Annotated in this window: 13 protein-coding genes; 3 read left to right on the forward strand and 10 right to left on the reverse strand. The window is 69.0% G+C overall.

Going from position 1 to position 14,615, the window contains the following annotated elements; translation table 11 throughout:
- Window positions 1–78 precede the first annotated feature (78 nt).
- From AB0O24_RS07030 to AB0O24_RS07045, 4 genes are all read right to left on the reverse strand, one after another.
- Window positions 79–1,047 (reverse strand): ABC transporter permease subunit, encoded by a 969-nt coding sequence (locus AB0O24_RS07030; protein WP_275798485.1) that lies wholly within the window; start codon window positions 1,045–1,047, stop codon window positions 79–81.
- Entirely contained in the window at window positions 1,047–2,366 is a 1,320-nt protein-coding gene (locus AB0O24_RS07035) for a glycine betaine/L-proline ABC transporter ATP-binding protein (RefSeq protein WP_363373607.1), read from the reverse strand. The genes AB0O24_RS07030 and AB0O24_RS07035 overlap by 1 nt, the downstream gene beginning before the upstream one ends.
- Before the next feature lie 417 nt (window positions 2,367–2,783).
- Window positions 2,784–3,962: an amidohydrolase family protein gene (locus AB0O24_RS07040; protein WP_363373610.1), complete on the reverse strand. Its 1,179-nt coding sequence runs from the start codon at window positions 3,960–3,962 to the stop codon at window positions 2,784–2,786.
- Between the two features lie 74 nt (window positions 3,963–4,036).
- Window positions 4,037–4,339 carry a chorismate mutase gene (locus tag AB0O24_RS07045; RefSeq protein WP_058623337.1) on the reverse strand — a complete coding sequence of 101 codons (303 nt, stop codon included), beginning with the start codon at window positions 4,337–4,339 and terminating at the stop codon, window positions 4,037–4,039.
- Between the two features lie 81 nt (window positions 4,340–4,420).
- Here AB0O24_RS07045 and AB0O24_RS07050 point away from each other — a divergent pair, with 81 nt between their 5' ends.
- Entirely contained in the window at window positions 4,421–5,545 is a 1,125-nt protein-coding gene (locus AB0O24_RS07050) for an AI-2E family transporter (protein WP_363373613.1), read from the forward strand.
- Between the two features lie 3 nt (window positions 5,546–5,548).
- Here the strand turns inward: AB0O24_RS07050 and AB0O24_RS07055 are convergent, their stop codons facing one another.
- The 3 genes from AB0O24_RS07055 to AB0O24_RS07065 are packed head-to-tail and all read right to left on the reverse strand — an operon-like array spanning window position 5,549 to window position 8,928.
- Entirely contained in the window at window positions 5,549–6,418 is an 870-nt protein-coding gene (locus tag AB0O24_RS07055) for an amidohydrolase family protein (RefSeq protein ID WP_363373616.1), read from the reverse strand.
- A gap of 22 nt (window positions 6,419–6,440) precedes the next feature.
- Complete coding sequence (locus AB0O24_RS07060) at window positions 6,441–7,640, reverse strand: beta-propeller fold lactonase family protein (RefSeq protein WP_363373619.1); 1,200 nt, start codon at window positions 7,638–7,640, stop codon at window positions 6,441–6,443.
- Between the two features lies 1 nt (window position 7,641).
- Window positions 7,642–8,928 carry an adenylosuccinate synthase gene (locus AB0O24_RS07065; protein ID WP_307383709.1) on the reverse strand — a complete coding sequence of 429 codons (1,287 nt, stop codon included), beginning with the start codon at window positions 8,926–8,928 and terminating at the stop codon, window positions 7,642–7,644.
- Between the two features lie 119 nt (window positions 8,929–9,047).
- Between AB0O24_RS07065 and AB0O24_RS07070 the strand changes: the two genes are divergently transcribed.
- Together AB0O24_RS07070 and argG are read left to right on the forward strand one after the other, a co-directional pair.
- A complete protein-coding gene (locus AB0O24_RS07070) occupies window positions 9,048–9,713 on the forward strand; it encodes a peptidylprolyl isomerase (RefSeq protein WP_275801174.1) in 666 nt (221 codons plus the stop codon).
- 84 nt (window positions 9,714–9,797) lie between these two features.
- Window positions 9,798–11,240 carry an argininosuccinate synthase gene (gene argG / locus AB0O24_RS07075; RefSeq protein ID WP_363373623.1) on the forward strand — a complete coding sequence of 481 codons (1,443 nt, stop codon included), beginning with the start codon at window positions 9,798–9,800 and terminating at the stop codon, window positions 11,238–11,240.
- 146 nt (window positions 11,241–11,386) lie between these two features.
- Here argG and AB0O24_RS07080 read toward each other — a convergent pair whose 3' ends face one another.
- The 3 genes from AB0O24_RS07080 to AB0O24_RS07090 form a co-directional block, all read right to left on the reverse strand.
- On the reverse strand, window positions 11,387–12,736 hold the full coding sequence (locus AB0O24_RS07080) for an alpha-L-fucosidase (protein ID WP_307383717.1): 1,350 nt from the start codon (window positions 12,734–12,736) through the stop codon (window positions 11,387–11,389).
- Window positions 12,737–12,774: 38 nt separating this feature from the next.
- A complete protein-coding gene (locus AB0O24_RS07085) occupies window positions 12,775–13,599 on the reverse strand; it encodes a carbohydrate ABC transporter permease (RefSeq protein WP_363373626.1) in 825 nt (274 codons plus the stop codon).
- A gap of 73 nt (window positions 13,600–13,672) precedes the next feature.
- Window positions 13,673–14,605: a sugar ABC transporter permease gene (locus tag AB0O24_RS07090; RefSeq protein WP_307383721.1), complete on the reverse strand. Its 933-nt coding sequence runs from the start codon at window positions 14,603–14,605 to the stop codon at window positions 13,673–13,675.
- Window positions 14,606–14,615: the final 10 nt, after the last annotated feature.

Here is a 14,615-nt window from a genome sequence, read left to right on the forward strand (position 1 = left end):
TCCGTGATTCCGTTGGTTCTTCCGCGTGAGGGGGCGGTGCACCCGACCCCTCACGAGGGAGAGAGGGATGCCGCTGACTCAGGCGCCGGTCGAGACCGGGGTGCGCGATTCCGACGCCTCGGCAGCCGGCTCCGGTGCCGGAGCGGCGGGGCGAGCCGTGGCATCCGTCGATCCGGCGACCCGACGACGGCCCAGGATCGCCAGTAGCGACGAGCGGTTGTCGGCGCGGTTGCCGAGGGCCGCGGTGAGCCGGTCGAGGTAGACCGCGAGGATGACGACGCTCAGGCCAGCCTCGACGCCCTTGGGCAGGTTGACCGTCGAGATCGACTGCACGACCTCTTTGCCCAGGCCGTCGGCACCGACGATGCCGGCGACGACCGCCATCGACAGAGCGAGCATGATGACCTGGTTGACGCCGGCCATGATCGTGGGCATCGCGAGCGGGAGCTGGATGCCGCGGAGGATCTGTCCCGGCGTCGCGCCGAACGCCTGCCCCGCCTCGACGGTCTCGGAGTCGACACCACGGATGCCGAGCTCGGTCAGACGCACCCCCGGGGGCAGCGCGAAGATGACGGTCGAGACGACACCCGGCACGACGCCGATGCTGAAGAACGTGATCGCGGGGATCAGGTAGACGAAGGCGGGCATCGTCTGCATGAAGTCGAGGATCGGCTTGAGCACCGCGCGAACGGTCGCGTTCCGGGCCGACCAGACCCCCAGGGGAACCGAGATCGCCACCGCGACGACGGTCGCGACGAGCACGAGGGCGAGCGTCTGCATCGCGGTGACCCACTGCCCCATCGCGAGGATGAGCGCGAAGCCGATCACCGTGCCGAGGGCGAGCTTCCACGAGCGCAGGAGCCACGCGAGCAGGGCCGCGACGACGATCACGACGACGATCGGCGCGGCGAGCAGCACGTCGCTCAGCCCGCCGACCAGGAAGCGAACGGTCACGGCGATGACGTCGAAGAATCCGGAGAGGTTGTCGCGGAGCCAGTCCACGCCGGCGTCGACCCACGAGCCGACCGGGATACGGAAGCCGTCCATCAGCGCACCCCCTCGGTCTCGGAGGCCGCGACCGGGGCCTCGAGCACCGCGTCGATCTCGGCGGAGGGCAGGGGCTGCGGGAGCACGGTGATCTCCTCCGTGGAGCTGGGGCCGGGGCCGAGGGCGGCGAGCAGCGTGACACGCGGGATGACGCCGGCCAGGCGTCCCTCCGCGTCGAGCACGGCGAGTGGCAGGGGCGATTCGACCGAGGGGACGAACAGGTTCATCAGCACGTCGTCCTCGCGGACGCTCTGCGGCAGCGGACGCAGCTTCGACGCGAGCGAGCTCTCGCCCGCGCGGACCAGCTTCATGGCATCCCGATCCGTGATGATGCCGAGCGGCTTGCGGTCGCGGGCGGTGACGTACACGGCCGACATGTAGGCGTCGCGCATCTGCCGCAGCGCGGTGCGCGGACCGGCCGAGGCGTCGACGCGCGGACGCGGACGCTCCATGACGTTGCCGGCGGTGAGCACCCGGGCACGGTCGACGTCCTGCACGAACTGCTCGACGTAGTCGTTGGCGGGGTCGGTGAGGATGTCTTCGGGCGTGCCGATCTGCACGATGCGTCCGTCGCGCATGACGGCGATGCGGTCGCCGAGGAACATCGCCTCGTTGAGGTCGTGAGTGATGAAGACGATGGTCTTCTTCAGCGTGCGCTGCAGCTCGATGAGCTGTTCCTGCATCTCGCGGCGGATGAGCGGATCGAGGGCGCTGAACGCCTCATCCATCAGCAAAATGTCGGTGTCGGCGGCGAGCGCGCGGGCGATGCCGACGCGCTGCTGCATGCCGCCCGACAGGGCCGAGGGGAACTTGTCGCCCCACCCCTCGAGACCCACGAGCGCGAGGATCTCGTCGGCCTTCGCGAGGCGCTCGGCCTTGCCGACGCCGCGGAGCTCGAGCGGGTAGGCGACGTTGGCCGCCACCGTGCGGTGCGGGAGGAGCGCGAAGTGCTGGAACACCATGGCGAGGCGCTCGCGGCGCAGCGACCGCAGGCGCGAGGCCCCGACGCCGGTGAGGGCGTCGCCCTTCACCTCGACGGTGCCGGCGGTCGCCTCGTGCAGGCCGTTCAGCATGCGGATGATCGTGGACTTGCCAGAACCCGAGAGACCCATGATGACGAAGATCTCGCCGGGTTGGACCTCGAAGCTCGCGTCGATGACGGCGGCGGTCCCGTGGTCGGCGATCTCGTCGCGGCGCGCGCCGGAGCGGAGCTTCTCGACGGCGGCTTGCGGAGAGCGTCCGAAGACCTTGAACAGATTCCTGGCGGCTAGAGCCGGCGTCGCGGAAGGGCGCGGCGCAAGGGCAGGCGGATGTGTCACTGGTGCACCTCGGCGGCCTCGGGTGGCCGCATCGGTCACGCCCGGGTGGCAGTCGCCGGCGCTCAGGGGGGGGTGGAGCGCGTTGGCGCGGGATGTCGGATCCCGCGGCCCCGACTGCCGACCGTACGCTCGCGGTGTCGACTCCCCCGAGTCGTCACCACGACCGCGGACTGGTCGAGTGGGCGGCCCAAAACCGGGCCGTCACTACGTTTTCATGCTGATGGATCGACTGGCAAGTTCGCGTACCGTCTTGCGATTCCGGATGCCGCGTGGCACGCGCGCGCGCGTGCGTCATCCTCTCAGCGGGTGCCGACACCGCCGACACCGCGGTCGTCCCGGGCGTGTCGCATCGCATCGGTTGGGTGTCGGGGCGGCAACGGAGGGGGGCAATGGGAGGAATGGTGCGGAATGGAATCGCTACAAGAAAGAGGCGGGCCAGATCCTCTTCGCGCCCCTGATGGTTGCGTAGATCTGGGCGAGATCCGCGGGCCGCACGTTCTCCGATGTGGTGTCGAGGATCGTCAGATCGGCGTGGTGGCCGACGTCGACCGCACCGCGCTCCTCGTCGGCGAAGAAGGAAGCGGGTTCGGTGGTCAATGCGCGAAGCATGTCTTGGACGCTCATGCCGGCATCCGCCATCGCTTCGAACTCCGGTCGAGTCTCCCGTTCCGGCATGTAGCCGACGTCGGTGCCGAACAGCACCTTGCCCCCGTGCCGGATGAAGTCGCTCAGCGCCTCGTGAATCGGGCGCAGATACTCCGGGTCCGATCTCACCGTGGAGGCGAACATGTGCAGCGTGGGGATCATCCGCATCCCGCGTCGCGCCGCCTCCGCCAGGAGCTCGGCCGTACCTTCTGTGTCATCGGGAACGTGAGCAAGCGCGTCGACAGCCGCATCGAGCGCGACGGCTGTTCCCGACCGGTTCGACGGGTGAGCGAAGACTCTTACCCCCTGTCGGTGTGCCTGCTCGACGGCAGCGCGCGCCACCGCGGCACGCATCGGTTTCACTCTCTCCGGGGTCACGTAGGAGCCCGTGAAGAGCTTGACGACGCCCGCCCCCGTTCGCAGTTGAGAGGTAACCGCCCACCGAGCGCCGACCCGGGTCAACGGCATGGGCAGCATCCATCGCGCAAACCAGGGGACGAGATCCCTCATGTAGAACGGGATGCCACGCCAAGGCCGGATCCCGATACCCGCGGTCACGATCGCGGGACCGCGAAGCTGACCCGTCTCTATTCTTTGAATGAGGGCGTTCGTCGTCCGCGGGAGCGAGCCCAGATCCACCACCGTCACGAAGCCCCGACTGAGCATCATGTCGTCGATGGCGGACTGAAGACCCGGCGCGTGCGCACGAGATCGCTCAGACCACACTGCCTCTGTGAGGTGCACGTGACAGTTCCAGAAGCCGGCGGTCGTCACTCGGCCCGCGAGATCCACTTCCGGCGTGCCCCCATCCGTTTTCGCGCTCAGCCCGATGCCGGCGATACGACCGCCGCGTAGGAGCACGTCCTGCGGGCCGGACACGCTCTCGTCCGGTCTGCGCCACACCCGCGCGTTGCGAAGAAGCAGCGATCCGTCGTCCAGGGTGTCGCTCACATCCACTCCGTAAGCACATGATCGTCGATCTCGCGCGAGGGGCGAGGCCGCCAGGCCCCTACGACGAGCGAAAATCAGTCCGCGGGGTGCGCGGCAGCCGAGCGGTGGTGACGGATGACCTCCGCCACGACGAAGTTGAACCACTTCTCGGCGAAGGCCGGGTCGAGATCGGCGTCCTCGGCGAGTCGCATGAGGCGCGCGATCTGCTGCTCCTCGCGAGCGGGGTCGGATGCCGGCATCCCGTGCTTCGCCTTGAGCACGCCGACCTGCTTGGTGCACCGGAAGCGTTCGGCAAGCAGGAAGATGAGCGCGGCGTCGATGTTGTCGATGCTGCCCCGCAGGTTCTGCAGGATCGTCGTGGGGTCGGCGTCCGTCATGTGTCCTCCCGAGTCGATCCGAGACTATCGCGCGGGCGCGCGCACGGTCGTCAGCTCTCAGCCGACCCCTACAGTGTGACCATGAGCCGATCGACGCGTCCCGACCCGACTGCCGAAGGCGCCGACGCCGGCGAATCCACCTCGCGCGACCGTCCCGTCTGGTCCGCGATCTCACGGCCCTACGCGGCGGGCTTCTTCCTGACCCTCGGCGGCCTCACCGCGATCCTTCTCGGGCTCGCGCTCTCGAGTCTGTCGACCGTGCTCATCTACATCGCGATCGCGCTTTTCGTGGCTCTCGCGCTCGATCCCCTGGTGCGCATGCTCGTGCGCCGCGGGATCTCCCGCGCGTGGTCGATCGTCATCGTGTTCGGCGGCCTCGCCGTCATCCTGGCCGCGGCGCTGTGGTTGCTGATCCCACCGGTCGTCCGGCAGGTCGAGCAGTTCGTCGGCGACATCCCGACCTTCGTCAACGATCTCATCAGCAGCGACGCCGTCCGCTGGGTCGAGGCGAATTTCGGCGACAGCCTGGGCGACGTGCTCAAAGAGGTGCAGAGTTTCGTCACCAACCCGACGAACATCGCGGCCATCGGCGGCGGCCTTCTGCAGGTCGGCATCACGATCGGCACGTTCATCTCGGGAGCGATCATCGTGCTCGTGCTGAGCCTGTACTTCTTGGCGGCCCTGCCGAAGATGAAGAACAGCCTCGTTCGGCTTACTCCCGCCCGCAGCCGCGCGACGGTCTCCGACATGACCGGACAGATCACCGACTCGGTCGGTGGGTACCTGGCCGGCATGGTGGTCCTCGCCCTGTGCAATGCCGTGTTCGCGTTCATCGTGCTGACGATCCTGCAGCAGCCCTTCGCGGCCCTGCTCGCCGCGCTCGCATTCGGCATCACGCTCATCCCGCTCGTCGGATCGGTGCTGTTCTGGGCGGTCGCGACGGTCTTCACGTTGATCGTGAGCCCGACCTCCGGGCTCATCTTCGCGATCGTCTACCTCGTCTACATGCAGGTCGAGGCATATCTCCTCACGCCCCGCGTGATGAACCGGACGATCTCGGTGCCCGGCTCGCTCGTGGTGATCGGCGCGCTCGTCGGCGGAACGCTCCTCGGCCTGCTCGGCGCCCTGGTCGCGATCCCCGTGACGGCCTCGGTCCTGCTGATCATCAAGCAGATCGTCATCCCGCGACAGGATGCCAAGAAGTAGCGCTCACGACAGCACTCCGGCCGGGACCGTCGAGGCCGCCGCTCGCGCCACGGCCTCCGGCACTCCCGCGGAGACGGCCGCGGCGACGGCCCGGTCCATCGTCAGGGTCGAGCCGGCAAGGGTGTCCGTTCCCGCGATCACGGGTTGCGCGTCGCGGACCTCGACGTCCAGTCCGCCCAGCCGGTAGAAGCCGTCCCCCAACCCCGTCGCCGACATCGCGTCGGTGACGAGCGCGACGCGGTCGGGAGCCGCGTCGAAGAGCGTCCGCATGACGACGGGGTGCACGTGGACACCGTCGGCGATCACCTCGAGCACGACGTGATCGCGCGCGAGAGCGGCGCCGACCGGTCCGGGTGCCCGATGCCCGAGCCCCGGCATGGCGTTGAACGCGTGCGTGAGGAGGCGCGCGCCGCGATCGAACGCCGCGGCGGCAGCGTCGTAGTCGGCCTCGGTGTGGCCGACCGCGACGACGACCCCGGCGGCGACGAACCGCTCGATCGCCTCGCCCGCGCCGGGAAGTTCGGGAGCGATCGTCACCGAGCGCACGATGCCGTCCCCCGCCTCGATCAGACGCTCAGCGGCCTCCGACGAGGGAACGGTCAGAGCCGCCGGGTCGTGCGCGCCGCGACGGCCGGGGGCGAGGAACGGTCCCTCGAGATGCACGCCCGCGACTCCGGGAAGCAGGGGGAGCATCTCGGCCAACTCGCTGAGACGGCGCGCGACGCGGTCGACGCGGGCGCTGACGAGGCTCAGGAGCAGGGCCTGTGTCCCGTGCGCGCGATGGTGGTCCACCGCGGCGCGCACGCCGTCGAGGTCGGCGTCGTCGAAGCCGTGGCCGAGTGCTCCGTGGCAGTGCAGGTCGACGAACGGCATCCAGGTCTCCTCGCGTGCCACCTCAGCGCATCGGCAGCAGCCGCGTCGGCGAGGGCGACGCGGTGCGGTGACGAACGCGACCGGGCACGCCGGTGCGGGCATCGAGGGGGAGCGAGACGATCTCGTCGGCGAGCTGCCCGGCGACCAGGAGTGTGTCGTTCACGACCACGTGGTGCCGCGGCCAGTGGGTTCCCGCGTCGGCGAGAGCGGTGAACTGCAGCGCCTCGCCGGCCCCGCGCACGGCCAGCACGCCGATCGTGTCGCTGCCGCGCACCCCCGCGTACAGCGTGCTGCCGTCGCGGCTCGCGCACAGCTCGGCCGCGGTGTCGGTGTCGAGGCTGCCGAGGAGCGGCTGCCCCGAGATGACGCGCCAGCGGGTCTCGGCATCCGGAGCCAGGACGAACACCTCGCGACTGAGCTCGGTCACGACGTAGAGGTGACCGGACGGATGCCACAGCCCGTGCCGCGGGCCGCTGCCCTTCGGCAGCGCGACCTGCTGAACGAATCTCAGGCCGTCGCTGCTCGAGCGCCAGAACCGGACGAGGTCGAGGCCCATGTCGGTCGTCACGACGAGACCGCCGGGGAGGAAGATCGCCTGGTGCGTGCGCGACACGCGGGGGCCGATCGCGGCCTCCTCGGACTCGGCGTCGGTCTCGGGCACGGCGTCGTACGCCGGCACGAGGTCGCCGTACTCGTCGCCGGCGGCTTCGCGCAGGGCGCGCGCGGCGGCGGCGAGGTCGGGGACCACGGCACCGGAGACGCGCGCGCCGGTCGAGACGCCGGTCTCCGGGGAGTCGGAGCCCCAGGGATCGATGGCCTCGGCGGCGATCCGGGGCCGCGACGGGCGGCCCGCGGCATCCAGGTCGATCCGGACGACCCGTCCGTCGCTCCAGCAGCTCGCGACGAGGAAACTCGCGTCGGGCGATACCGCGACGTGGCAGACCGACTCCCCCGCCTCGATCGCGGGGCCGACCGGGGTCAGGCGCGTCTCGCTCGTGCGACGGTAGGCCTGCACCGTGCCGTCGGATTCGAGCGCGGCATAGAGCAGGTCGTGCGTCGGGTGGGCGGCGAGCCACGACGCCGAGCCGGGCGCGGGCACGGCGGTGCCGACCATGCCGAGAGGACCCGATGCCCAGACCGAATCGGCGTCTCCGGCTTGCAGGATGCCGATGCCCTCGGCCGACCCCGCGTCGCCCGCGTAGGCCCCCACCCAGAAGCGCATGTCAGTCGATCAGGTTGTGTCGCACGATCACCTGGTCGCGCGCGGGGCCGACGCCGATGACCGAGATGCGCGTTCCGCTCATCTTCTCGAGCGCGAGGACGTAGTCCTGCGCGTTCTGCGGCAGGTCGTCGAAGGTGCGCGCGGTGGAGATGTCTTCGCTCCAGCCCGGGTAGTACTCGAGGATCGGCTTCGCGTGGTGGAAGTCGGTCTGGTTGACGGGCAGGTCGTCGAAGCGCACACCGTCGACGTCGTACGCGACGCAGACGGGGATCTGCTCGAGACCGCCGAGGATGTCGAGCTTGGTCAGCACGAGGTCGGTGATGCCGTTGATGCGCGTCGCGTAGCGCGTGATCGGGGCGTCGTACCAGCCGACGCGGCGAGGACGACCCGTGGTCGTGCCGAACTCGAAGCCGCGCGAGCGCAGCCAGTCGCCGCTCTCGTCGAACAGCTCGGTCGGGAAGGGGCCTGATCCGACGCGCGTCGTGTACGCCTTCACGATGCCGACGATCCGGTCGAGGCGGTTCGGTCCGACGCCCGAGCCGGTCGAGGCGCCGCCCGCCGTCGCGGACGACGACGTGACGAAGGGGTAGGTGCCGTGGTCGACGTCGAGCATGGTGGCCTGGCCGCCCTCGAAGACGACGACGTCGCCGGCATCCAGAGCCTCGTTCAGCAGCAGCGAGGTGTCGGCGACCATCGGGCGCACGCGCTCGGCGTAGGAGAGCAGGTCTTCGACGACCTCGTCGACCGTGATGGAACGACGGTTGAAGACCTTGACCAGCAGGTGGTTCTTCTGGTCGAGGGCGCCCTCGACCTTCTGACGCAGGATGTTCTCGTCGAAGAGGTCTTGCACGCGGATGCCCACGCGGTTGATCTTGTCGGCGTAGGCCGGACCGATGCCGCGGCCGGTGGTGCCGATCATGCGCTTGCCGAGGAAGCGCTCGGTGACCTTGTCGAGCGTGCGGTGGTACTGCGTGATGATGTGCGCGTTGGCGCTGATCTTCAGGCGCGTGGTGTCGAGACCGCGCGCATTCAGCGCCTCGAGCTCGTTGAACAGCACCTCGAGATCGACGACGACGCCGTTGCCGATGACGGGGGTGACCCCCGGAGACAGGATGCCGCTGGGCAGCAGGTGCAGCGCGTACTTCTCGTCGCCGATGACGACGGTGTGGCCGGCGTTGTTGCCGCCGTTGAACTTCACCACCCAGTCGGTGCGCTCACCGAGCAGATCGGTGGCCTTGCCCTTGCCCTCGTCGCCCCACTGGACGCCGACGATCACGATTCCGGGCATGAGTGCTCCTCGCATGTTGTCCGGCGGTACACCCCATCCTATCGAGAGGGTCCGACACCGCCTCCGCAGGCCTGCACAGCGAATGGATGCCACGCCCCGGGCGCTCTACCCTGGAGCGCGTGCGCACGCGACTGATCTCGGCGGCTCTCGCCGCTTCCGCCCTGCTCCTGCTCGCCGGATGTGCGGGGCCGACCCCCTCCGCGCCGCCCGCGAGCGAGCCGAGCGCGGCCGGCGCGTGCGCCTACCCCACGTCGGGGAAGCCCTCGGTCGACGTCACCCCTCCGAGCGCCGACACCGAGCGGCCGACCGGGGATGTCGAAGTCACCCTCGAGACCTCGGCGGGGCAGATCCCGATGACCCTCACGGGCGCGCGCACGCCGTGCACGGTCGAGAGCTTCGTGTCGCTCGCGCAGCAGCAGTACTTCACCGACACGCAGTGCCACCGCCTCACGACGCAGGGCATCTTCGTGCTCCAGTGCGGCGATCCCACCGGAACGGGTCGCGGCGGGCCGGGGTACACGTTCGCCGACGAACTCGACGGCAACGAGACCTATCCCGCGGGAACGGTCGCGATGGCCAACACCGGCCAGCCCGGCACGAACGGCTCGCAATTCTTCCTGGTCTACGCCGACACGAAGCTGCCGCCGAAGTACACCGTTTTCGGAAAGATGTCGCCCGAGGGCCTCGCCGTGGTCGAGAAGATCGGCCAGGCCGGCGTCGAGGGCGGCGCCGCAGACGGTGCGCCCGCGACTCCGGTGGAGATCACCGCCGTCACGGTCGGCTGACACTCCTCCTCCCCAGCCCTCGAACGGGGCGCTCGACCTCCACACGGGTCGGGCCGCGGCATCCTCCCCCGATAGAATCGGCGTATGTCCAAGGTCCTGCAGTCCCTTCCCGTCGGCGAGCGCGTCGGCATCGCCTTCTCGGGTGGCCTCGACACCTCGGTGGCCGTCGCGTGGATGCGCGACAAGGGCGCCATCCCCTGCACGTACACCGGTGACCTCGGGCAGTACGACGAAGACGACATCGCGTCGATCCCGGGCCGCGCCACGCAGTACGGCGCCGAGGTCTCGCGCCTGGTCGACTGCAAGACCGCGCTCGTCGAAGAGGGCTTCGTCGCCCTGGCGTGCGGCGCCTTCCACATCCGCTCGGGCGGTCGCACGTACTTCAACACGACGCCGCTGGGCCGCGCCGTCACCGGCACGCTGCTCGTGCGCGCGATGAAAGAAGACGGCGTCGACATCTGGGGCGACGGCTCCACCTACAAGGGCAACGACATCGAGCGGTTCTACCGCTACGGCCTGCTCGCCAACCCCGCCCTGCGCATCTACAAGCCGTGGCTCGATGCCGACTTCGTCACCGAGCTCGGCGGCCGCAAAGAGATGAGCGAGTGGCTCGTCGCCCACGACTTCCCCTACCGCGACAGCGCCGAGAAGGCCTACTCGACGGATGCCAACATCTGGGGCGCCACGCACGAGGCGAAGACGCTCGAGCACCTCGACGTGTCGCTCGAGATCGTGGAGCCCATCATGGGCGTGCGCTTCTGGGACCCCGCGGTCGAGATCGAGACCGAAGACGTGACCGTCGAGTTCGAGGCCGGCCGCCCGGCCGCGATCAACGGCACGCGCTACGACGACCCGGTGGCGCTGGTCCGCGAGGCCAACACGATCGGCGGGCGTCACGGCCTGGGCATGAGCGACCAGATCGAGAACCGCATCATCGAGGCCAAGTCGCGCGGCATCTACGAGGCACCGGGCATGGCGCTGCTGTTCCTCACGTACGAGCGCCTGGTCAACAGCATCCTGAACGAAGACACCCTCGCCACGTACCACGAACAGGGTCGTCGCCTCGGCCGCCTCATGTACGAGGGCCGCTGGCTCGAACCGCAGTCGCTCATGCTGCGCGAGTCGATCCAGAAGTGGGTCGGCTCGACCATCACCGGCTCGGTCACCGTGCGCCTGCGCCGCGGCGAGGACTACACGATCCTCGACACCGTGGCATCCGGGATGTCGTACTCGCCCGAGAAGCTGTCGATGGAGCGCGTCGGCGACGCCGCGTTCGGCCCCGTCGACCGCATCGGCCAGCTCACGATGCGTAACCTCGACATCGCCGACTCGCGCGCGCGCCTCGAGCAGTACGCGGCCCAGGGCCTCATCGGCGGTCCGACCGGCGAACTCGTCGGCGACGTCGCGGTCGGTGGGGCTCAGGAGATCATCGAGCCCGCCGCTCCCCTCTCGGCCGCCGGAGAGCGCCTCGCCGAGGCGACGGATGCCGCGGGCGAGTCCGCCGCGTTCGACGCCGGCACCGACTGACGAAACGACTCGACGAGAGCCCGCAGCGCTTCGGCGTCGCGGGCTCTCGTGCGTTCGCACCCCTGGTCACGCCCGCGCTTCGCCCGCCCTCGTCCCTCGACCGCTCATGATCCGTGAGAGCTCTCCCGCCATGACGGGGATACCGATCAGCCGGCATCCAGGGGAACGTCGATGCGGATGGGGCCGGGCACAGCATCGACCGCGGCGGTGACGACGATCACACCGTCTTCTACGGCGAGCCGCTCCACACCGGGACCCGCCGCCGCGTCACGAAGGAGCAGTTCCCTCGACGGGGCCGCGATGCGAGCGGTGCGCCCGGCGGGAACCTCCACGAACAGGTGCGCCGTGTCGTCCGACTGCGTCCAGCGGGTCCACGGCTCGTCGGTGGGTGCGACGTCGGCCCGCAGCGGACGCGACCCGAAGATCGCGTCGCCGTGCACGGCGTTCCAGGCTCCCAGTGCATCCAAGGTGCGCGCCTGCAGCTCGGGGATCTCGCCCTCGGCGGTGAGACCGATGTTCAACAGCAGGTTGCCGCCGCGCGAGACCGTGTCGACGAACAGGCGGATGGCATCCGTCCCACTCAGCGAATGAGACGCGTCTTCGAGTCGGTTGTGTCCGAACGAGAAGCCGATGCCGCGGGTGTGCTCCCAGGCGCCCTCGTGGGCGGCGCTGCCCGCCTCGTACTCGGTGGTGCGGAAGTCCCAGTGCGTCATTCCCCACCGGTCGTTCACCACGCCGTCGGGCACCTCGGCGTAGTAGAGGTCGAGCATCTGGACCAGGCTGCGCTCGCCCTCGGGCTTGCCCGCATCGGGCCACTCGATGTCGCCCCACAGCACAGCGGGGTGGTACCGACGAATGAGGTCGGCCACGTGCTCGTAGGCGTAGTCGGCGTACGCCTTGTCGTTGGGACGATGCTCGTCACCGAGGTCGCCGCAGATCGGCGGGTTACCGCCGAAGTGCCAGTCGAGACCGCCCGAATAGTAGACGCCGAACCGCACGTCGTGCGCCACGGCGGCATCGTGGATCTCGCCGATCAGGTCACGGTGCGGTCCGCGGCGGACGGTGTTGCGCTCACCGGTGCCGGGGGCATCCCACAGCGTCACGCCGTCGTGATGCTTCGAGGTCGGCACCACGTACCGCGCGCCGGTGCGGGCGATGGCATCCATCACCTTCGACGCGTCGAAGCGCTCGGCGGTCCACGTGTCGAGGAAATCGTCGTACGGGGCTCCGCCGTAGACCTCCTGCTGGTGGGCGTGGGCCGGGCTGCCCTCGATGCGCATGGTGTTGTAGTACCACTCGGCGTAGGGATTGTGCGTGTCCCAGTACACCTTGTCGAAGGTGCCGTGAGCACCGATCGGCTCCGCCCACGCGGGCACGGAGTAGGGGCCCCAATGGATGAAGATGCCGAGCTTGGCGTCTTGGAACCACTCCGGCGTCTCGTGCTCGAACCGCTGATACGGCTCGGGGCGGACGGGATTGTCAGCGAACATCGCCATGACTCAGGACCTTTCGAGAAGACAGGGGAAGGAGCGGGTCAGCGTCCGCCGAGGCCGGACGTGACGATGCCGCGGATCAGGTAACGCTGGAGCACGATCAGCAGCACGGTGGTCGGCAGCATCGAGATGACGGATGCCGCCATGATCAAGTGCCATTGCGTGCCCTGCTGGCCGACGAACAACTGCAGACCGAGCGGGATCGTGCCGAGCTGGGTGACGTCGTTCACGACGATGAGCGGCCACAGGAACGAGTTCCAGTAGGTGATGAAGGTGAACACCGCGAGCACCGCGAGGGTCGGACGCGCCAGCGGCAGCATGATGCGAAGGAACGTGGTGACCGTGCCGGCACCGTCGATACGCGCGGCGTCCTCGAGCTCCTGCGGCACCGTCATGAAGAACTGCCGCAGCAGGAAGGCGCCGAGAGCCGTGAAGGCCCACGGCACGATGAGGGCCTGGTACGAGTTAACCCAGCCGAGTTCGCGCATCAACACGAAGGCGGGGACGATGATGACCTCCTGCGGCAGCATCATCGTGGCCAGGAACACGGCGAAGGTGGCTCCACGCCCGCGGAAGCGCAGCCTCGCGAAGGCATATCCGGACAATGCCGAGACGACCAGGGTGAGGAGTGTTCCACCGATCGCCACGATCATGCCGTTGACGAGGTACCGGCCGAACGGGGCGTAGTCGAACACGTCGGCGTAGTTCGACCACTGAATGACCGAGCCGACGAGCGTCGGCGGCGAGGTGAACACCTCTGCCGGCGGCTTGAGCGAGGTGGCCACCATGAAGATGAGCGGCGAGAGGAACAGCAGCGCGACCAGGATCAGCAGCGCGTAGCCGATCGACGAGCGCACGCGAGACACGCTGCGGGATGTGACACGCGGCGCGTCTGTCGAGGCGGAGCGGCGCTGGGAGCCGCGCGTGCGGAGAGCGAGCTCAGTCATAGTGCACCCACTTCTTCTGGCCGAGGAACTGCACCGCGGTGACCCCCAGGATGACGACGAACAGGATGAAGGCGGCCGCGGCGGCGAGACCGAGCTTCTGGAAAGTGAAGCCCTGGTTGTAGATGAACTGCACCAGCGTGATGGTCGACTCGCCGGGGCCGCCCTTGGTCATGATGTAGGGCTGGATGAACACCTGGAACGAGGTGATCAGCGTCATGACGGTGGCGAAGAACAGCGACGGAGAGATCAACGGCAGCTTGATGCGCCAGAACGTCGTCCACGGGCTCGCGCCGTCGAGCGCCGCCGCCTCGAGCTGGTTCTCGGGCACGGCATCCAGCGCCGATGAGAAGACGATCATGTTGTAGCCGAAGCCCTGCCAGACGCTCATGACGACGATGGCGATCATGGCCCAGTGCGGGTCGGCGAGGAAGTCGGGGGCCCGCAGCCCGAACAGGGTCTGCGAGGTCGCGTCGATGGCACCGCCGGGCTGATACAGCATGCGCCAGACCACCGCGTTCGCAACGATCGGCGTCACGGTGGGCAGGAAGAAGAGCACGCGGAAGATCTGACGGTGCTTGATCTTGGGAGTCAGCCACGCCGCCATTCCGAGCGAAACGATCACGTTCAGGGGCAGGTACAGAACGACGAACAGCAGGGTGTTCAGCATCGCGGTGCGGAACGTTCTGCTGCCCAGCAGGTCGGTGAAGTTGTCGAGCCCGACGAACGTCGGCGATCCGATCATCGGCCAGTCATTGAGGCTCATCACGAGGGCGATGCCGATCGGGACGAGCGTGAACAGCGCCAGGCCGATCGCGTGGGGCGCGACGAAGATCGCGCCCCACGCGCCCCCGGTCCGCGACCGACGAGGACGGGCCCCGCCGGTGGGCGGTTTCGTCGTCGGCTGCGGCGCGAGGAGAGTAGTCATCGAGAAGTCA

Source organism: Microbacterium sp. NPDC086615 (genome assembly GCF_040686055.1).
Classification (GTDB): domain Bacteria; phylum Actinomycetota; class Actinomycetes; order Actinomycetales; family Microbacteriaceae; genus Microbacterium.